Below are 19,568 nucleotides of genomic sequence, written 5' to 3' on the forward strand. Positions count from 1 at the left end.
CCACCTTCTTTCAGCTGAAAAGGTCCGACCTACTTGCATTTTAACCCAATTGCCCGCCAATTCACCCGGTTGGCGGCGTATCGGGTGCGGGCGGCAGGGAATGCTTACAGGTCCCAGAACGCCACTCCAGGGGGAGGCGACCCGCCATGCAGGATCCCGACGGACCCGAGGAACGCACCCGCACCCGCACCGAGGCCTCCGAGACCACCGGCCGGACCGCGGCCACGACCGAGGACGAGGACCCCGAATCCCACATCATCCGCGGCATGGACTGACGGCGCGGACCGACCGACTCCACGGACAGCCGTACGGAGAGCCGTACGGACCGCCGTACGGACCGACGGCGAGGACTGACGCTCACGGGACGTTCCCCGGGCGGAAAGATCGACGTGACCCACCGGGCGTGCGGCCCGACGACAACAGCGGTATGCGTGTCGTCATCGTCACCGAATCGTTTCCGCCCGACGTCAACGGCGTCGCGCACTGCGCCTGGCAGACCGCCCGGCACCTCGCCCTGCGGGGCCACGACCCGCTGGTGGTGGCCCCCGCCCCGGCCCCGGCCCGGCGCTCCGCCGCCCCGGACGCCGCCATGCCCTGCCCCGTCGTGCGCATACCGTCCGTCCCGCTGCCCGGCTACCCGCAACTGCGCGTGGCCCTGCCCAGCCGCCGCACGACCGCCGCCCTCGCCGCCCACCGGCCCGACGTCGTGCACCTGGCCAGCCCCTTCGTCCTGGGCGCCCGCGCCATGGCCGCGGCCGCCCGCCTGGGGCTGCCCGCCGTCGCCGTCTACCAGACCGACCTCGGCGGCTACGCCCGCACCTACCTCGGCATGGGCCGCACCTACGCCTGGCACCGCATCCGCGCCGTCCACGCCGCCGCCGACCGGACGCTCGCGCCCTCCTCGGCCGCCGTGCGCGACCTGCTCGCCCACGGCGTGCCCCGGGTGGAACTGTGGCCGCGCGGCGTCGACTCCGAGCGCTTCCACCCGGCCCGCCGCGACCCCGAACTGCGCCGCGCCCTCGCCCCGGGCGGCGAGCTCATCGTCGGCTACGTGGGCCGCCTCGCGGCCGAGAAGCACGTGGACCTGCTGGCGGCCGTGTGCGCGCTGCCCGGGATCCGCGTCGTCGTCGCCGGCGACGGCCCGCAGGCGGCCCGGCTGCGCGCCCTGCTGCCCGGCGCCCGCTTCCTGGGCACCCGCACCGGCGACGAACTCGCCCGCATCTACGCCTCGCTGGACGTCTTCGTGCACACCGGCCCGCACGAGACCTTCTGCCAGACGATCCAGGAGGCGCAGGCCAGCGGCGTGCCCGTCGTCGCCCCCGCGGCCGGCGGCCCCCTCGACCTCGTCGACCACACCCGCACCGGGCTGCTGGTGCGCCCCGGCGATGCGGAGGCCCTGCGCGAGGCCGTCCTGACCCTGGAGGCGGCCCGCCGCACCCGCTCCCGCTACGCGCGCGCCGCCCGCGCCGGCGTCCTCGCCCGCACCTGGCCGTCCGTCGTGGACCGCCTGCTGACGCACTACGACGAGGTCCTCGCCGCCCGCGCGACGGACGCCCTGGCGGCCTGATCCGCGGGGGCCGGCGGGGCGACGGGGACGGCGGTGCGGCGCCGGTGGTAGTGCACGGTGACCGCGCCCAAATGGCGATGCGCCACACGGCGGACGGAACGTTGGTCGGCGCTGCCCCGAGCGCGGCGCGCCACGCCCGGCGCGGCACGTTCGGTGCCGTCACGACCGCACCGGTACGAACCGCAGGGGCGTGCCCGGCGGGGCCTGGGCCGCGGCGGGCAGGGCGGCGGCCGGGACGACGCCGACGACCGGGTAGCCGCCGGTGGTGGGGTGGTCGGCCAGGAAGAGGACCGGCAGGCCGTCCGGGGGCACCTGGACCGCGCCCAGGACCACGCCCTCGCTGGGCAGTTCGCCTTCACGGACCCTCACGAGCGCCGGGCCCCGCGCGCGCAGGCCGATGCGGTTGCTCTCGGGCGAGACCACCAGACCGCCGGCGGCCCACAGGCGCAGCGCGTCCGGCGCGAACCAGTCGTCGCGCGGGCCCGGCACCAGCGGCAGGGCCAGCCCGTCCGGCCCCGGCGCCGACCAGGGCACCACGTCCGCCGCGGCCGGGGGGCCGCACGGCGGGCCGAGGGGGAGGAGCCCGCCGTCCACGAGCGGATCCGGGCCCAGGCCCGACAGCAGGTCGCGTGACCTGCTGCCGAGGACCTCCGGCACGGCGATGCCCCCGGCGAAGGCGAGATGGGTGCGCACGCCCGCGGTGGCCGGCCCCGCCTCCAGCACCGCGCCCGCCGGCAGGAACAGCGGCTCGCCCCAGGCCGCCGGCCGGCCGTTCACCCGCACCGGGCACGGCGCGCCGGTCACCGCGGCGACGACGGGGGCGTCCGTGCGCACCGCGCAGCCGGTCACGGTGGTCTCCAGCGTCGCCGCCCCGTCGGGGTTGCCGACCAGGCGGTTGGCGAGGCGGTGCGCCGGTTCGTCCAGCGCGCCCGAGCGCGGCACGCCCAGGTGCGCGTACCCGGGCCGGCCGAGGTCCTGCACGGTGGTCAGGGCCCCGGCGCGCACGACGGTCAAGGTCATCGGCCGCGCTCCTCGAAGCGCACCCGGGTGCCGGGTGCCAGCAGGGCGGCGGGCTCGCGCCGCGGGTCCCACAGGACGGCGTCGGTGCGGCCGACGATCTGCCAGCCGCCGGGGGAGGAGCGGGGGTAGACGCCGGTGTACGGGCCGGCCAGGCCCACCGCGCCGGCCGGCACGGCGGTGCGCGGGGTGTCCCGGCGCGGCACGTGCAGGTGCGGCGGCAGTCCGGTGAGGTAGCCGAAACCGGGCGCGAAGCCGCAGAACGCTACCCGGTACTCGATGCCGGCGTGGATGCGTGCCACCTCGCGCTCGCCGACGCCCCACAGCTCGGCGACCCGCGCCAGGTCGGCGCCGTCGTAGCGGACGGGCAGCACCAGCGGCGCGGAGCCGGTGGCGGGCAGCGGCGGCACGTGCCACCGCTCCAGGTCCGCCGCCAGGGCGCGGGGGTCGGCCAGCCCGTCGAGCAGGACCGTACGGGCGGCGGGCACGATCTCCCGTACGGGCGGCAGCGCGCCCGCCGCGCGGCGCCGCAGCAACTCGGCGTGCAGGGCCTGGGCCTCCTCGGCGGTGGCCACCTCCACCAGCAGCGCGTCGCGGCCGACGGGCAGCGCGCGCCGGGCCGTGTGCTCCCCGGCCGTCACGCGAACGCCTCCACGCGCACGCCCGCCTCCTCCAGCGCCTGCCGCACGCGGCGGGCGAGCAGCGCCGCGCCGGGGGTGTCGCCGTGCACGCACAGCGAACGCGCCCGTACGGTCACCTCCTCGCCGGTGAGCGCCGTGATCGCGCCGTCGCGGGCGAGGCGCACGCTGCGGGCGAGGACGGCGTCCGGGTCCGGCACCACCGCACCGGGCTCCCGGCGCGGCACCAGGGTGCCCAGCGCCGTGTACGCCCGGTCGGCGAACGCCTCGGCCACCACCGGCAGTCCGGCCCGGGCGGCGGCCTCGTGCAGCCGGGAGGCGGGCAGTCCCAGGACCGGCAGCCGCCCGCCCGCCCGCAGGACGCCGTCGACCACGGCCTGCGCCTGCTCGGCGTCGGCGACCACGCGGTTGTACAGGGCGCCGTGCGGCTTGACGTACGCCACGTCGGCACCGGCCGCCTGTGCGAAGACGCGCAACGCGCCGATCTGGTACGTGATTTCGTCGGCGAGCTCCTGCGGCGGCACGTCCATCGCCCGCCGCCCGAAGCCGGCGAGGTCGCGGTAGGAGACCTGCGCGCCGATGCGCACGCCGCGCTCGACGGCCCGCTCGCACACCCGCCGCATGGTCGACGGGTCGCCGGCGTGGAAGCCGCAGGCGACGTTCGCGCTGGTGACGGCGGCGAGCAGGGCGTCGTCGTCCGTCAGCTGCCAGCGGCCGAAGCCCTCGCCGAGATCGGCGTTGAGGTCGAGGACGGGGACGGAGGCGGAGGCGGGGCCCTGCGGGGCTGCGGTCGTCATCGGCGCTCCTCCTCGGTGGGTGCGACCTCGGCCCGTACGACGGGCGCCGGTGCGGCGGCGCCGGTGTGCAGGGCGTCGAGGATCAGGCGGCAGGCGTCCGCCAGGTAGGCGGCGAGCTCCGCCTCCGCCGCGGTGTGCTCGCCGCGCTCCAGCAGCGTGGCCAGGGTGCGGTTGCGGGCGACGAAGGGGGCGTGGAAGTGCCGGGGCGAGGGCATCGCGTGGAAGGCCAGGCGCAGTTCGGCCAGCAGCCGGTCCATGGCCGCGTCGATGCGGGCGCTGCCGGCCAGGGCGGCCAGCGCCCGGTGGAAGCGCAGGTCCGCGGTGGCGACGCGGCTCCAGTCACCGGCGCGCGCGGCGTCCTCGGCCTCGGTCACCGCCGCGGCGACGGCTTCGCGCAGTGCGGCCGGCGCCGTGGCCGCCGCCCGTACGCCCGCGCTCTGCAGCGCCGCGCGCATGCGGTAGATGTCGGTGACGTCGGCGGGTTCGAGGACCCTGACGAACACGCCGCGGTTGAGCAGGTGCACCACCAGACCGTCGTGGACCAGCAGCCGGAAGGCCTCGCGCAGGGTGTTGCGCGAGACGCCGAGCTCCCGCCCGAGCGCCTCCTCGGACAGCCGGGTGCCGGGCGGCAGAGTGCCGCCCTCGATGCGCTCGCGCAGCGCGCAGGCGATGCGCTGCGAGGCGGCGCTGGAGTTGGCCATGGCCTCTCCCGGGGATCCCACGGAGGTTTTCCGCTCAGCCCATTGAGGATTGTTCAACAATATCTTAGCGTCCTCGCAGTCGCCTCACCTCGTCGAGTGAGGTCCGAGAATGCGGAAGGCCCGCGCATGCTCGTACTCCTGGGCGTCCTCGTGGTGGTGGCCGGCTTCGCCACGAGACGCAACCCGCTGCTCGTGGTCGGTGCCGCCGGCATCGTCACCGGAGCGCTGGGCGGCCTCTCGCCCGGCGAGATCCTCGCCGCCTTCGGCACCGGCTTCGCCGGCAGCCGTGCGGTGAGCATCTTCGCCGTCACGCTGCCCGTCATCGGCCTGCTGGAACACCACGGCCTGCAGGAACAGGCACGCAACCTCGTCCGCCGGCTGGCCGGGCTCACCACCGGCCGCTTCCTCGCGTTGTACCTCCTGCTGCGGCAGGTCACCGCCGCCGTCGGCCTCGGCGGCGTCCTCGGGCACGCCCAGACCGTGCGCCCGCTGGCCGCGCCCATGGCCGAGGGCGCCGCGGAGCGCCGGCACGGCGAGCTGAGCGCCACGGCACGCGAGAAGATACGTTCCTTCGCGGCCAGCGCCGACAACGTCGGCTTCTTCTTCGGCGAGGACGTCTTCCTCGCCGTCGGATCGATCCTGCTGATCACCGGGTTCGTCAACACGACGTACCACACGCAACTGGAGCCCCTGCAGCTGGCGCTGTGGGCCGTGCCCACGGCACTGTGCGCCCTGGCCGTGCACGGCTGGCGGCTGCTGCGCCTGGACCGCACGCTCGAAGGAACCTTCCGATGATCAGGGCGGAGTGGTTCTACTGGCTCGTCGGCGGCATCTTCCTCGTCATGGCCGCGCAGATGCTCACCGACCGCACCAACCCCAAGCGCCTGGGCAGCGCCGCCTTCTGGGGCCTGCTGGGCGCCGGATTCTGCTACAGCACCTGGGTCGTGGACCACAGGGCGCCCGCCGAGCCGCTGGGCGCCGCCGTCCTGCTCATGATCTGCCTGGCCGGCTTCGGCCGCACCGGACGCGGCGCCTCCCGCGCGCCGGGTCCCCGGCAGCGCGAGGCGGCCGCCGCCCGGCACGGCAACAGGCTCTTCGTGCCCGCCCTGACCATCCCGGCCGTCGCCCTGGTGTGCGCCGTGGGCCTGAAGAAGGTCAGCGCCGGGGGCCGGCCGCTGCTGCAGACGGGCAGCGAGACCATCCTGGGGCTGGGTATCGGCGCCGTGGCCGCCCTCGTCGTCGCCATGGTGCTGCTGCGCGAGCGTCGCGTGCTCGCGCCCCTGCACGCCGGGCGTTCGATTCTGGAGTCCGCCGGCTGGGCCCTGCTGCTGCCGCAGCTGCTCGCCACGCTCGGGGCCATCTTCGCCAAGGCCGGCGTGGGCGAGCAGGTCCGCCGCATCACCACCGCCGTGCTGCCGCACGGGTCGGTCTTCCTCGCCGTCGTCGTCTACTGCGCGGGGATGTTCCTGTTCACCGTCGTCATGGGCAACGGCTTCGCCGCCTTCCCCGTCATGACCGCCGCCGTGGGCTGGCCGGTCCTGGTGGAGCAGGCGCACGGCGATCCCGCCGCCGTCCTCGCCGTCGGCATGCTCGCCGGCTTCTGCGGGACGCTGGTGACGCCCATGGCCGCCAACTACAACCTCGTGCCGGCGGCCCTTCTGGAACTGACGGACCGCTACGGGCCCATCAAGGCGCAACTGCCCACGGCATTCGTCCTGCTCGGCTGCAATATTGCCATCATGTCCGCTTTTGCCGTGTGAGGGAGGTGAGGAGGCAGGGGGGCGGAACGAGCCGTTCCCCACCGTCCTAGACTGTCCTTTCCGGACCGTCGTCCCCGCACCGTCGTCCGACAGCCCGGCGAACCCGTGCCGTTTCGTCCGTTGTCGGTGCGACCGCCTACTCTGTGCGACGTGACTTCTCCAGCCCCGGCGGCCGTTCCGCCCCAGCTCAACGGGCCGCTGCGCCCGGCCCCGGGCCCGGCCGCCGACGAGGGCCTGGCCCGGCGCCTGCGCGCGCTCGCCTGCACCGCGCCGCTGCACGACCTCGACGTCCGCAAGGCCAACCTCGCGGGCGAGTTCGGCGTCTACGCCATGGCCGAGGTGGCCCTCGCCGCCATCGACCTCGTCACCCTCACCATGGACTTCGACACCGGGGCCGACCACGAGCAGATAGTCGCAAGGCTCCAGCCCCGCGTCGCCGCCCAGGCCCCCGAGCGGCCCGCCGCCGAACACGAGCGCGTCGCCCGCTGGGTCCTGGAGAATCTCATCAACGTCGGCAGCGCCGACCGCGGCTTCCGCGCCGTCTACGGCACCTTCGGCGCCGACGGCGCCTACGTGCGGCGCGACTACGACTTCAAGCTCATCGAGGAAGTGCCCGGCCCCGGCGGCACCGTCTTCCTGCGCACCACCGACGAGGCCGTCAACGTCCTCGTCGGCGCCCTGGACACCGACGTCACCAGCGCCCAGATCGCGGCCGAGGTCAAGCTGGAGGTCCTCATCAGCCGAGGCCGCCTCGCCGACGCCCAGCTCGCCGCCGAGCAGGCCCGCTACCGCACCGTCCAGTACGCGGAGACGCTCCGCAAGACCCTCGACGCCACCCGGCGCAACGTGCGCGCCGTCGACTGGCTCCAGGCCGTCCCCGACATGATCGCCGAGGCCCTCGACCACGTCGCCGACCGCTACCGGCACGAGAACGCCATCCTCACCAACATCCGCAAGGTGCGCGACGAGGCGGAAGCCGGTCCCGACGCGAGGACCGCCGAGCACAAGCGGCGCGCCGCCGAGCTCGTCGACATCGTCAAGGACTGCATCCGCCGCCACACCCAGCTGCAGTCCCGGCTGCTGGAGGCCGGCCCCCTCTTCCGCGCCGAACAGGACCGCCAGGCCTTCTCCACCCCTGCCGCCCGCGCCGGCCTCGACCTGTACGGCCAGCTCCTCGCCCCCCTGCTGCCCCTGCCCCTGGAGCAGGCCGGCCGCGTCACCGACGCCTTCTTCGCCCACGGCACGGGCCTGCGCACCCCGGCCGCCGTGCGCGTCGGCGACCTCGTCGAGATGCTGCTCACCCCGCCCGCCGAGCGCGAGCACCTCGGCGCCGAGATGCCCGAGCCGGACCTCGTCGAGACCCCCGACGACAGCCGCTTCAGCGAGGAACAGCTCGCCGCCGCGACCGAGCTGCTCACCCTGCCGCCCGACGCCCCGCGCCGCCTGTCCGGCCTCCTGGCCGAGGCCCGCCGCCACGACCCCGACCTGCCCTACCTGGTCGCCCTCCTCGCCGTCCACGCCGCCAGCCCCCCGGTCGGCACGGCCTACCGCCAGGGCGAGCCGTCCCTGCTCTTCGCCGTCGACGACGGCACGCAGCTGGACGACCCCGAGTTCGGCGGCGCCGACCTCATCGTCGGCACGGCCCTCCTCGACGCGGCGGGCATGGCGGCGGACCGGCAGGAGGCGTCGTGAGCGCCGCAGCGGCGCCCGGCCTCCCGGCCGACGCCCGGCCGGCCCCCGCCGGGCTCCCCGGCGACCCGTCCGGCGCCGCCGCACCGACCGCACCCCCGCAGATCCCCCGCAGGAGCAGCAACCGTGACTGAGTACGACGTCGAGGCCCCGGCCGACGAGGCCGGCACCGGCGAGACCGGCGAGGCCCGAGCGGCGAGCGGCGCCGCCGCCGTCACGCCCGCCGACGCCGCTGACGCGGCGCGGCTCATCGCCTTCGGGCTGCAGCCCAAGCTGCAGCCCGCCCGCGACGCCGAGTACGCCGAGCTGCTGCGCCGCCACCGCGACGAGCCCGCCTTCGCCCGGCTCGCCGACGCCGTCGCCGCCGGGCTCGGCCTCGTCGTGCTGGAGGTCTCCACCCGGGCCGGCATGGCCGTGACCGCCGCCGAGGACTCCGTCTTCGCCGTCCGCATGGGCGATTACGCGCGCCGGGCCACCGCCGACTCCGGCGACCGCTTCCTGCACGGCCTGGCCCACCTCGCCGTCGCCGCCATGGCCTTCCCCCGCCCCGCGGACCTCGCCGACGACGGCTACATCGGCCGCATCACCGTCAACGGCGTCGACGCCTTCGTCCGCCAGGCGTGCCGGCGCCTGGAGGAGCGGGCCGCCGAGCAGGGCGAGAACACCGACCCCGTCAGCGACGCCCCCGGCCTGGAGGCCGCCTGGCGGGTCTACGCCCGCCGCAGTGCGACCGGCGCCACCAAGGACGCCCGCCGCCTGGCCGGCTCGACCACCGGCATCATCGCCAAGGCGGTCGCCTTCCTCGTCGACTCCGGCTTCCTGCAGCGCACCGGCGACGACGGCGGCGGCACGTACCGCACCACGGCCCGCTACCAGCTGCAGGTCCGCGACATGGCGGGCAGCGCCGCCATGGCCGAGCTGCTGGAGCTGGGCGTCGTGCCCGTCGCCGACGGCAGCGCCACGCTCCTGCCGCCGGACGAGTCCGACGCCCTCGACCTGGTCGCCGACGCCGGCCTGCCCTTCCACGCTTCCTGAGTCCTCCCGACATACGAGAGTCCGCCATGTACGAGCTGTCCCGGGTCCGTCTCTACTCCATCGGACCCGCCGGTGCGCGCTACGCCGACACCGTGCTGGACCTGCGCGGGGTCGGCGCCCCGGTGCCCAGCCCCGCACCCGCGCAGGGGGATTTCTTCGCGGAGGAGCCCGTCGGCCCGCCGCGCCGCCCGGCCCCCGCCGGCGTGCTGTTCCTGGAGAACGGCGGCGGCAAGTCCGTGCTGCTCAAGCTGATCTTCTCGGTGATGCTGCCCGGCCACCGCAACACCCTCGGCGGCGCCAGCTCCGGCGTGCTGCGCAAGTTCCTCCTCGCCGACGACTGCGGCCACGTCGCCCTGGAGTGGCAGCACGTGCTCACCGGCGAGACGGTCGTCGTCGGCAAGGTCAGCGAGTGGCGCGGCCGCCAGGTCTCCAACGACCCGCGCAAGTTCGCCGAGGCCTGGTACTCCTTCCGCCCCGGCCCCGGCATGAGCCTGGACTCGCTGCCCGTCGCCGAGTCCACGGCCATGCGCCCGTCCGCCGACGGCGCCTCCGGCGCGCGCGGCCGCCGCCGCACCATGAAGGGCTTCCGCGACGCCCTCACCGAGGCCGGCAAGGCCTACCCCCACCTGGACGTCGTCTGGGAGGAGATCCACGAGCGCTGGAACGAGCACCTCGGCGAGCTCGGCCTCGACCCCGAGCTCTTCCGCTACCAGCGCGAGATGAACGCCGACGAGGGCGAGGCCGCCGGCCTCTTCGCCGTCAAGAACGACTCCGACTTCACCGACCTGCTGCTGCGCGCCGTCACCGACACCCGCGACACCGACGGCCTCGCCGACCTGGTGCACGGCTTCGCCCACAAGCTCGGCCGGCGCGCCGAGCTCACCGCCGAGCGGGACTTCACCGCCGGCTCCCTCGACCTGCTCTCCCGCATCGTCGACGCCGCCGAGCAGCGCGAACGCGCCCGCGGAGTGCACGCCGGCGCCGAGCGCCGCACCCGCGCCCTCGCCCGCCGCCTCTCCGCCCGCGGCGCCACCGAGCGCGGCCGCGCCGTCGAACTGGCCGGCCAAGTCGCTGCCGCCGCGCACGCCGTCACCGACGCCGAGCGGCAGCGCGACCGCAGCTCCCTGATCGCCGCCGAACTCGCCTACCGCCACGCCTCCCTGGCCCTGGCCGCCGGCGAGAAGGCCGCCGCCGCCCAGCGCCGCGAGCTCAACGACGCCCGTACGCTGCACTCCGCCTGGCAGGCCGCCGAGACCGTGCTGCGCCACCGCGCCGCCGCCGACCGCTCGGCACGCGTCGCCGCGGCCATCCACGAGGCCGAGCGCGACGCCGCCCCGGCGCTCGCCGCCCGCTCCCGCGCCGCCACCGAGCTCGTACGCGCCCTCAACGCCGCCGCGGAACAGGGCGAACGCGTCGCCAACGAGCACGAGGAGCGCTCGGCCGCCCTCCAGGAGACCGGCGAGGCCGCCCACCGCGACGCCACCGCCGCCGCCACCGCCGCCCAGCGCGCCCGCAGCGAGGCCGAGCACCTGCGCCAGCGCCTCGCCGAGGTCGAGCAGGAGACCGCCGAGGCCGTACGGGCCGGCTGGCTGGACGACACGGCACCGGACGCCGACCCGGCCAGGGCCGCACTCGCCGCCAGCGACGCCGAGAAGCCGGCCGTGGCCGCGTACGAATCGGCCCGCGAGGAGGCCCGGCAGGCCGCGGACCGCGCGAAGGAGGCCGCCGCGGCCGAGAGTCGCGCCGAACTCACCGCGGCGCGGGCCGCCGACGCGGCCACGGCAGCGGAGTACGCCTACGACGCCGAGCGCCGGGCGGCGGAGTCCATCGGCGCCGACCAGCGCCTGATCGAGCTCCTCGGCCTCCCCCAGCCGACGCCCTCCGGCCAGGTGCCCGCCCAGCGCAGCGCCTCCGGCGAGAGCGCCCCCGCCGGGGCGACCGGTGCTCCGGCCGACGGCGAGGCCGCCGGCTCCGACGGCGGGTACCTTGCACCTGCGGGCTCCGCACCCGGCGGTGCCCTGACCGCCGAGGAGCTCGACCGCAGCGCCGACGCGCTGCGCGCGCTGCTCGACGAGAACGTCGCCGCCGCCGAGCGGCAGCTGTTCGAGCTGCGTACGGCCGCCGCCGACGACTCGCGCATCCTCGGCGCGCTCGGCGACGGCGGTCTGCTGCCGCCGAGCCCCGACGTGCTGGCCGCCGTGGAGTTCCTCGGCGAGCACGGCATCCCGGCCCTGCCGGGCTGGCGTTACCTGGCCCAGTCCGTCGACCCGGCCCGGCACGCGGCCGTGCTGGCCGCCCGCCCCGAGCTCGTCGACGGCGTCGTCATCACCGACAACGACTCGCACGCCCGGGCCCGCGAGGTGCTGGGTGCGGCGTCGCTGCTGCCGCGCTCGGCCGTGGCCGTCGGCACGGCCGCCGCGCTGCTCGCACCGGCTCCGGCCGACGCGGGCGAGGGCGACGGCGTGTTCGGCGTCTTCCTCGTACCGCCGAACCCGGCCATGCACGACGAGCGGGCCGCCGACGAGGAGCGGCAGGCGCTGCGCGAGCGCGCCATGGCCCGCGACGAGGAGATCCGCAACGTCGCCGCCCGGCTGGCCGGGGACCGGGCGCTCGCCGCCCGGCTGTCGTCCTGGCGCGCCGGCTGCCCGCAGGGGCGGCTCGCCGAACTGGCCGCCGAGGCCGAGCGCACGCGCCTGGCCGCCGACGCGGCGCAGCAGGCGCTCGCCGAGGCCCGTACGGTCCGTGCGGAGGCGGAGGAGGCGGCCGCCGAGACGGCCCGCGTGCGCGACGAGCGGCAGGAGGCCGCCCAGCGCGCCCGCCGGGTCGCCGACGCCCTGGCCGGCCTCGCGTACCGGCTGCGCGAGCGTGCCACCTGGCAGAGCAGGGTGCGCGAGCTCGCCGAGGAGGCCGCCGAGGCGGAGGAGCGCGCCGAGGAGTGCGTGGACCGCGCCCGGGCGGCCGACGAGGAGCGCCGCGCCGCCCAGCGCGCCGCGGACGACGCGCGCCGTACGGCGCGTGCGCTGCGCGCCGAGCGCGCGGAGATCGCGGGTGCCCCCGACGACGTCGAGGAGGGCGCCGAACCGCCGACCGGCTCGCTGCCCGCCCTGCGCGAGGCCTACCGGGCCGCCTCCCAGGTCTACGAGAAGGTGGGCGTCGGCGCCGACCTGCGCGCCGAGCAGGCCCGGGCCGAGAGCGACGAGAGCGCGGCCCGCGCCGAGCTGGACCGCCTCACCAACAAGGTGCGCACCCGTGCCGCCCAGCTGCTCGAAGGCACCGACGGCGCGGACGGCCCCTCCCGCCAGGCCGCCGCCGCCCGCGCCGAGGCCCTGGTCCAGACGCTGGAGTCGCGCGCCTCGGCCGCCAGCGAGCAGCTCGGCCGGCTGCGCGGCGAGGCCGAGCGCCTCGCCCCGGCGGACGCCGAGGCCCACACCGAGCTCCCCGAGGAGTTGGTGCCCGCCGACGCCGACAAGGCCCGGGCCCTGCTGCGCACCGCCACCGCCGACCTCGCCGCCCGCACCGAGGCGCTGGAGGCGGCCCGCGCGGCCCACGCCGGGCTGGTGCGCGCCCACCGGGCCGCGGAGGACGCGGCCACCGGCTTCGACGACACCGCGGCCCTGCTGCGCGACCTGCTGCGCGACCACTCCGCGGACGACGAGACGGAGGAGGCGGAGCCGTACGCCGGCAGCCCGGAGGAGGCCCGGCAGGCCGCCGCCGAGGCCCGGCGCTCGCTGCGTGGCTGTGCCGCCGACCTGTCGGCCGCGGAGGCGGCCGTGCGCGAGGCGTCGGACGTGCTCGTGCGGCATGCGAACTCCACCCGCTACGAGCAGGTGCGCACCCCGGCCCGCCAGCAGATCCGTGAACTGCCCGCCGCCGCCCTGCCGGAGCACGCCGCCGCCTGGGCGGAGGCGTTCGCGCCGCGGCTGCGGGTGCTGACCGACGAGCTGGAGCAGCTGGAGCGCAACCGCGACAGCATCGTCGACCGGCTGCGCGGCCTGGTGGAGTCGTCGCTGACGACGCTGCGCTCCGCCCAGCGGCTCTCGCGGCTGCCGGAGGGCCTGGGGGAGTGGTCGGGGCAGGAGTTCCTGCGCATCCGCTTCGAGGACCCGGACCAGTCCACGCTCACCGAGCGCCTCGGCGAGGTCATCGACGAGGCGACCCGTTCGGCGGTGAAGAAGAACTCCGACCTGCGCCGCGACGGCATGTCCCTGCTGCTGCGCGGGGTGCGGGCGGCGCTGCTGCCGCGCGGGGTGGCCGTGGAGATCCTCAAGCCGGACGCGGTGCTGCGGGCCGAGCGCGTCCCCGTCGGCCAGATGGGCGACGTCTTCTCCGGCGGCCAGCTGCTGACCGCGGCCATCGCGCTGTACTGCACCATGGCCGCGCTGCGCAGCAACGACCGCGGCCGCGACAAGCAGCGCCACGCGGGCACGCTGTTCCTGGACAACCCCATCGGCCGGGCGAACGCCACGTACCTGCTGGAGCTGCAGCGCGCCGTCGCGGACGCGCTGGGCGTGCAGCTGCTGTACACCACGGGCCTGTTCGACACCACGGCACTGGCGGAGTTCCCGCTGGTGATCCGGCTGCGCAACGACGCGGACCTGCGGGCGGGGCTGAAGTACATCAGCGTCGAGGAGCACCTGCGGCCCGGCCTGCCGCAGCCGCAGGACCCGCAGGAGGAGAAGGTGCACGGGCAGATCACGGCGACCCGGATGTACCGCCGCCCGGCCCAGGAGACCCCGGCCGAGCCCGCCCCGGCCGGGCGGTAACCCCGCGTCCGCCCCCGGCGGGCCGGCCGTGCCGGCCCGTCAGGGGTAGCGCGGGCGCCGGGCGCGGCGCACCGGCCGCGCCGTGCTGCTCGGCACGGAGACCACGCCGTGCCGCTGCAGCCACACCTGGCGCGTCACCCAGACGTCGGCCACCGCCCAGGTCGCCGCGACGGTGCCGGCCACGGCCAGCAGCACCGCGGGGAACGCCAGCCAGTTGCCGGTGAGCGCGAAGAGTATCGCGATCATGGTGACGATCAGGGTGACCGAGGCGACGATCCCCGCGCGCACCGCCGAGGCCCGCACGGGATCGGGCATGCGCGGCCGGGCGGCGCTCTCCTCCACCCACAACGGCCTGCGCCCGGACGGCCGGGTGTCGTGGTCCAGGTCCATGGCGGCTCACCTCCCCCACGTGGCTGCTGCCCGGACGGGCCGGTGCCGATGCCTTGCGGCAGGATGCACGCCCCGAACGGACCCCTCCTTGAAGGAAAGAGCGCGCAAGTGCGCCCGGAAGTTCCCGGCGGGAGGGAAACAGCAGGAGAAATCCGGTCAGAGAGGCGTGCCTCGGCCGCACTGGCCTTCGAGTCCCGAAGCGCACAGTAGTAGGCTCACGCCGCGTTGCTGTCGGCACACGGAACACCACCCCCCGGCAAGGGGGTTGACATGGGGGAGGCCATGCGCTTTCGCGGGAAGTCGATCCGCCGGAAGATCGTGGCGCTGCTGCTGGTGCCCCTGGTGTCCCTGACGGGGCTGTGGGTCTTCGCCACCTCCATCACCGCCGGCGAGGCCGTCCAGCTGCTCTCCGCCGCCGACGTCATGCGCAAGGTCGGCTACCCGGCGGGCGACATGGTGCGCGCCCTGCAGAAGGAGCGCCGGCAGACCCTCGTCCAACTCGCCGACCCCGCCCGCTCGGACGTGCGCACGGAGCTGCTCGCCCTGCAGCACGCCACCGACCGGACGGTGTCCTCCTTCCGCTCCGGCGTGGACGGCGATGTGCGCGGCGACATGGGCGCGGACGCGGCGAAACGGTTCCGCGCCCTGGAGCGGGCCCTCGACGGCCTCGACGGCCTGCGCCGCAAGGCCGCCGACGGCGCCCTGACCCGCCTCGACGCCTTCCAGTCCTACAACGACATCATCGAGCCCTACTACGACTTCCTCGGCAGCCTCGGCCCCCTGCAGAACACCGAGATGGACCGCTGGGGCCGGGCCGTCGTCGGCCTCGGCCGCGCCCGCGAGGCCGTCGCCCGCGAGGACGCCCTGCTGGCCGCCGCCCTGGCCGCCGGCACCATGACCCGCCAGGACCTGCGGGCCTTCTCCGACCGCATCGCCGAGCGCACCACCCTCTACACCACCCACCTGCCCGCCCTGCCCGCCGCCGACCGGAAGACCTACGAGGACTACTGGCGCGGCCCCAACGGCCGCGCCCTGGTCGCCACCGAGGACGCCGTCGTCCTCGGCGGCCAGGCCCGGGCCGTGCGCGTCGTGGACGCGCACCGCTGGCAGAGCACCGCCGGCCCGGTCCTGGAGGACCTCAGCCGGATGAGCGTCGAGACCGTCGACCGCTTCAGCGGCCGAGTGCGGCCGGTGGCCGCCGGGGTGCTGGCCAAGGCGATCGTCGCCGGCGTCCTCGGCCTCATCGCCCTCGTCGTCTCGCTGGTGGTCTCCCTGCGCGTCGGCCGGGGCCTGGTCAAGGACCTGCAGCAACTGCGCAAGGAGGCGCACGAGATCTCCGGCGTCCGGCTGCCGAGCGTCATGCGCCGCCTCGCCGCCGGCGACCGCCTCGACATCGAGGCCGAGGCCCCCCGCCGCGAACACGGCTCGGACGAGATCGGCCAGGTGGGGCAGGCCCTGGAGACCCTGCAGCGCGCCGCCGTCGAGGCCGCCGTCAAACAGGCCGAGCTGCGCCGCGGCGTCTCCGAGGTCTTCGTCAACCTCGCCCGCCGCAGCCAGGTCCTGCTGCACCGGCAGCTGACGCTGCTGGACGCCATGGAGCGCCGCACCGAGGACACCGAGGAACTCGCCGACCTCTTCCGCATCGACCACCTCACCACCCGCATGCGCCGCCACGCCGAGGGCCTGGTCATCCTCTCCGGCGCCGCCCCCTCCCGACAGTGGCGCCGGCCCGTCCCGCTGATGGACGTCGTGCGGGCCGCCGTCGGCGAGGTCGAGGCGTACGAGCGCATCGAGGTGCGCCGGCTGCCGCGGCTGGCCGTCTCCGGCCCCGCCGTCGCCGACCTGACCCACCTGATCGCCGAACTGCTGGAGAACGCCACCGTCTTCTCCCCGCCCCACACCACCGTCCACGTGACGGGCGAGCGGGTCTCCAACGGCTTCACCCTCGAAATCCACGACCGCGGCCTGGGCCTGCCCCCCGAGGCGCTGCTGGAGGCCAACCTCCGCCTCGCCGAGACACCCGAGTTCGAGCTGTCCGACACCGACCGGCTCGGCCTGTTCGTCGTCAGCCGGCTCGCCCAGCGCCAGGGCGTACGGGTCTCGCTGCAGCCCTCGCCGTACGGCGGCACCACCGCCGTCGTCCTCATCCCCTCCGGCCTGCTCACCGAGACCGCGCCGGGCACCGGGCGGGAGGACACCGGCGGCCGGCCCGTGCCCCGCCCCGCGACCCGCCGCCCCGCACGGCGCACCGGCTACGCCTACGAGGACCCGGAGGACGAGCCGTACGCCACCGGCTCGCACACCACCGGCTCGCACGCCACGCCGTACGAGCCGTCGCCCGGCGGCGCCCACGACGACACCTCCGGCGCCGTGCCGCTGCCGCGCCGCAGGTCCGCCCGCCGGGCCGTACCCGACGGCGAGCAGCACCAGCAGGCCGCCGACGGCCCGGCCACGGACCCCACCCCGCCCGGCGGCCTGCCCCGGCGCGTGCGCCAGGCCAGCCTCGCCCCGCAGCTCAAGGAGCCGCCCGCCGCCCGCACCCGGCCGGTGCCCGACCCGGCCGGAGGGCCGGCCGAGCGCGACCCCGAGGAGGTGCGCTCGCGCATGGCCGCCCTGCAGCGCGGCTGGCAACGGGGCCGGGCCGACAATGAACCGACGACGCCACCGAAGACGTCGGGCAGAACCGCACCAGGAACGACAACCGAGGGGGACGGTCGATGACCGCACCGAAGGCCGCGATACGCACCACTGACCGCACCGGGGACGGGGACGCCGGCTCCGGCGGGCTCAACTGGCTCCTGGACGACCTCGTCGAACGCGTCGGCAGCATCCGCAAGGCGCTCGTGCTCTCCGGCGACGGACTGGCCACCGGCTCCTCCAAGGAGCTCAGCCGGGAGGACGGCGAGCACCTGGCCGCCGTCGCCTCCGGCTTCCACAGCCTCGCCAAGGGGGTGGGCCGGCACTTCGCGGCCGGCGAGGTCCGCCAGACCGTCGTGGAGCTCGACCGGGCCTTCCTGTTCGTCACCGCCGCCGGCGACGGCAGCTGTCTGGCCGTCCTCGCCGACGCGGAGTCCGACATCGGCCAGGTCGCCTACGAGATGACCCTCCTCGTCAAGCGCGTCGGCGCGCACCTGGCCACTGCTCCGCGCGCCGGCGCCGCCGACGCGTGACCGGCGGCATGACCGAGGACGCCGCCGCCTTCCGCCCGCCGGACCCCGCGACCGGCCCGGGCGCGGGCGCGCGGCGGCCGTCCGGTCCCGATGCACCGGAGCACGCCGCGCACTGGTACGACGACGCGGCGGGCCCCGTCGTCCGCCCGTACACGATGACCCGCGGCCGCACCCGGGCGGCGGCGGCCGAGCGGCTCGACCTGATTGCGCTCGTCGTCGCCGAGGACTTCCTGCTCGCCCACCCCGGTGGCGCCCACGCCATCGCCGACCGGACGCTCTCGCCGGAACATCTCGACATCGCCGGGCTCGTTCTGCAGGAGCCGCAGTCCGTCGCCGAACTCGCCGCCGGGCTCGACCTGCCCGTCGGCGTGGTGCGCGTCCTCATCGGCGACCTCATCGACGCCGGCTACGTCAGCGCCTGCCGCCCGGTGCCGCCGGCCGAGCTGCCCGACGCCGGCATCCTGCGCGAGGTCATCGACGGGCTGCGGGCCCTGTGAGGGGACCGGAAGGGGGTTGAACAGGCGGCGGTCCGTGCGGAACGATCAGTACCGCGGGGGAGAGCAGGACCACGGGGGGAGCGCGATGCCGCACTGACCCTTGAAGACGGAGGAAAACCCATGGTGTTCGGCCGCTCTGACCGCCGCATACGGCCCGCGGCCCCGCCGGTGGCCCTCAAGGTGCTCGTCGCCGGCGGCTTCGGCGTCGGCAAGACCACGCTGGTCGGCTCCATCAGCGAGATCCAGCCGCTGCGCACCGAGGAACTGCTCACCGAGGCGGGCCGGCCCGTCGACGACATCTCCGGTGTGGAGGCCAAGCGCACCACGACCGTCGCCATGGACTTCGGCCGCATCACCCTGCGCGAGGACCTCGTGCTGTACCTCTTCGGCACCCCCGGCCAGGACCGCTTCTGGTTCCTGTGGGACGAACTGGCCCAGGGCGCCCTCGGTGCCGTGGTGCTCGCCGACACCCGGCGCCTGGCCGACTGCTTCGCCGCCGTCGACTACTTCGAGCGCCGCGGCATCGCCTTCACCCTCGCCGTCAACTGCTTCGACGGCGCGGCCCGCCACTCCGAGGAGGCCGTGCGCGACGCACTCGACCTCGACCCGGACGTGCCCGTGATCATGTGCGACGCCCGTGACCGCGAGTCCGTCAAGGACGTGCTCGTCACCGTCGTCGAGCACGCCCTGGCCACCGGCATCACCCGCAGCCCGGCCGCGGTCTGAGGGCGCGGATCAGCGCACGGGGAAGTCGAAGTACGTCTGCGGATACGGCTCGCCGCGCAGCGTGAAGTGCCACCACTCCTCGGGGAGGTTGACGAAACCGGCCCGCTCCATCGCCGTCTTCAGCAGCAGCCGGTTCGCCCGCTGCACGCCCGTCACCCGCGGGTCCAGGGTGTGCGCGAGCGTGTCGAAGCAGTCGAACCCCGTCCCCATGTCCACGGAGTTGTCCGGGAAGCGCGCCGCCTTCGGCGCGTAGCAGTTCACCAGTGGCTCCCCCGGCACGTACGGGCGCGTGGGCCACGCCGGCAGCCGCACCACCGTCAGGTCCATCGTGCTGCCCCGCGAGTGCCCGGACTTCGCCGCGATGTAGCCGTCCTCGAACAGACGCGACTTGTCCACCCGCGGATAGAACTCCTCCTTCATCCGCACGTCCCCCAGGTCCTTCGCCCACGCCACGAAATCGTCGACCGCCCGCTGCGGGCGGTAGCAGTCGTAGACCTTCAACGAATAACCGCGCCGCAGCAGCGCCATCTGCACCCGGTGCAGCCCCTCGGCCGCCGGCCGCGTCAGCAGGCACCGGGGCCGCTCGTAGCCGGCCACCCGGTGGCCGGTGAAATTGTGCGGGGTGATGTACCGCATCTCCTGAAGGATCGTCGGATCCACCGACGCGAGGGCCACGAACCCCCGCGGCAGCGCCTCCGGGCGCGGCAGGGGCCGCGCGGAGGCCGGCACGGACACCGCCGCCGTACAGACCACGGCCACCAGGGCGATCAGCATGCGCCGCAGCGCGGACAGTCTCGGCATGCCCCTCGCTTACCAGC

At 75.9% G+C, this 19,568-nt stretch carries 18 protein-coding genes; 12 read left to right on the forward strand and 6 right to left on the reverse strand.

The annotated features are described in order from the left end of the window. The first annotated feature begins 146 nt into the window (after window positions 1-146). On the forward strand, window positions 147-275 hold the full coding sequence (locus tag AC27L3_RS07095; protein ID WP_487233143.1) for a hypothetical protein: 129 nt from the start codon (window positions 147-149) through the stop codon (window positions 273-275). Window positions 276-427: 152 nt separating this feature from the next. Then, window positions 428-1,567 carry a glycosyltransferase family 4 protein gene (locus AC27L3_RS07100; protein WP_487233144.1) on the forward strand — a complete coding sequence of 380 codons (1,140 nt, stop codon included), beginning with the start codon at window positions 428-430 and terminating at the stop codon, window positions 1,565-1,567. Between the two features lie 159 nt (window positions 1,568-1,726). Here AC27L3_RS07100 and AC27L3_RS07105 read toward each other — a convergent pair whose 3' ends face one another. Genes AC27L3_RS07105 through AC27L3_RS07120 form a run of 4 tightly spaced genes read right to left on the reverse strand, consistent with a single transcriptional unit; the run spans window position 1,727 to window position 4,720 of the window. After that, a complete protein-coding gene (locus AC27L3_RS07105) occupies window positions 1,727-2,587 on the reverse strand; it encodes a 5-oxoprolinase subunit C family protein (RefSeq protein WP_487233145.1) in 861 nt (286 codons plus the stop codon). Then, complete coding sequence (locus tag AC27L3_RS07110; RefSeq protein ID WP_487233146.1) at window positions 2,584-3,225, reverse strand: 5-oxoprolinase subunit B family protein; 642 nt, start codon at window positions 3,223-3,225, stop codon at window positions 2,584-2,586. The genes AC27L3_RS07105 and AC27L3_RS07110 overlap by 4 nt, the downstream gene beginning before the upstream one ends. After that, a complete protein-coding gene (locus tag AC27L3_RS07115) occupies window positions 3,222-4,019 on the reverse strand; it encodes a LamB/YcsF family protein (RefSeq protein ID WP_487233147.1) in 798 nt (265 codons plus the stop codon). Before AC27L3_RS07115 ends, AC27L3_RS07110 begins: the two co-directional genes overlap by 4 nt. Beyond that, complete coding sequence (locus AC27L3_RS07120) at window positions 4,016-4,720, reverse strand: GntR family transcriptional regulator (RefSeq protein ID WP_487233148.1); 705 nt, start codon at window positions 4,718-4,720, stop codon at window positions 4,016-4,018. Before AC27L3_RS07120 ends, AC27L3_RS07115 begins: the two co-directional genes overlap by 4 nt. A 126-nt stretch (window positions 4,721-4,846) precedes the next feature. On the opposite strand from AC27L3_RS07120, the gene AC27L3_RS07125 reads away from it, so the two are divergent. The 6 genes from AC27L3_RS07125 (at window position 4,847) to AC27L3_RS07150 (ending at window position 13,967) form a co-directional block, all read left to right on the forward strand. Beyond that, window positions 4,847-5,515, forward strand: a complete 669-nt coding sequence (locus AC27L3_RS07125; RefSeq protein WP_487233149.1) for a DUF969 domain-containing protein — start codon at window positions 4,847-4,849, stop codon at window positions 5,513-5,515. Next, a complete protein-coding gene (locus AC27L3_RS07130) occupies window positions 5,512-6,480 on the forward strand; it encodes a DUF979 domain-containing protein (RefSeq protein WP_487233150.1) in 969 nt (322 codons plus the stop codon). Before AC27L3_RS07125 ends, AC27L3_RS07130 begins: the two co-directional genes overlap by 4 nt. A 150-nt stretch (window positions 6,481-6,630) precedes the next feature. Continuing rightward, entirely contained in the window at window positions 6,631-8,172 is a 1,542-nt protein-coding gene (locus AC27L3_RS07135) for a hypothetical protein (RefSeq protein WP_487233151.1), read from the forward strand. Beyond that, window positions 8,169-8,303, forward strand: a complete 135-nt coding sequence (locus AC27L3_RS07140; RefSeq protein WP_487233152.1) for a hypothetical protein — start codon at window positions 8,169-8,171, stop codon at window positions 8,301-8,303. Before AC27L3_RS07135 ends, AC27L3_RS07140 begins: the two co-directional genes overlap by 4 nt. Further along, on the forward strand, window positions 8,296-9,204 hold the full coding sequence (locus AC27L3_RS07145) for a hypothetical protein (protein ID WP_487233153.1): 909 nt from the start codon (window positions 8,296-8,298) through the stop codon (window positions 9,202-9,204). The genes AC27L3_RS07140 and AC27L3_RS07145 overlap by 8 nt, the downstream gene beginning before the upstream one ends. 26 nt (window positions 9,205-9,230) lie before the next feature. After that, entirely contained in the window at window positions 9,231-13,967 is a 4,737-nt protein-coding gene (locus tag AC27L3_RS07150; protein ID WP_487233154.1) for a hypothetical protein, read from the forward strand. 39 nt (window positions 13,968-14,006) lie between these two features. Here AC27L3_RS07150 and AC27L3_RS07155 read toward each other — a convergent pair whose 3' ends face one another. Beyond that, window positions 14,007-14,357, reverse strand: a complete 351-nt coding sequence (locus AC27L3_RS07155) for a hypothetical protein (protein ID WP_487233155.1) — start codon at window positions 14,355-14,357, stop codon at window positions 14,007-14,009. Between the two features lie 282 nt (window positions 14,358-14,639). Here AC27L3_RS07155 and AC27L3_RS07160 point away from each other — a divergent pair, with 282 nt between their 5' ends. From AC27L3_RS07160 to AC27L3_RS07175, 4 genes are all read left to right on the forward strand, one after another. After that, the gene (locus AC27L3_RS07160; protein ID WP_487233179.1) at window positions 14,640-17,078 is read left to right on the forward strand and encodes a sensor histidine kinase; all 2,439 of its coding nucleotides are present in this window, start codon (window positions 14,640-14,642) and stop codon (window positions 17,076-17,078) included. Beyond that, window positions 17,075-17,527 carry a roadblock/LC7 domain-containing protein gene (locus AC27L3_RS07165; RefSeq protein WP_487233156.1) on the forward strand — a complete coding sequence of 151 codons (453 nt, stop codon included), beginning with the start codon at window positions 17,075-17,077 and terminating at the stop codon, window positions 17,525-17,527. Before AC27L3_RS07160 ends, AC27L3_RS07165 begins: the two co-directional genes overlap by 4 nt. Before the next feature lie 8 nt (window positions 17,528-17,535). After that, complete coding sequence (locus AC27L3_RS07170; RefSeq protein ID WP_487233157.1) at window positions 17,536-18,024, forward strand: DUF742 domain-containing protein; 489 nt, start codon at window positions 17,536-17,538, stop codon at window positions 18,022-18,024. Between the two features lie 120 nt (window positions 18,025-18,144). Then, on the forward strand, window positions 18,145-18,750 hold the full coding sequence (locus AC27L3_RS07175) for a GTP-binding protein (protein WP_487233158.1): 606 nt from the start codon (window positions 18,145-18,147) through the stop codon (window positions 18,748-18,750). Window positions 18,751-18,759: 9 nt separating this feature from the next. Here AC27L3_RS07175 and AC27L3_RS07180 read toward each other — a convergent pair whose 3' ends face one another. Next, window positions 18,760-19,551: a M15 family metallopeptidase gene (locus AC27L3_RS07180; protein WP_487233159.1), complete on the reverse strand. Its 792-nt coding sequence runs from the start codon at window positions 19,549-19,551 to the stop codon at window positions 18,760-18,762. Window positions 19,552-19,568: the final 17 nt, after the last annotated feature.

It is taken from the genome of Streptomyces sp. PKA51 (genome assembly GCF_057552455.1).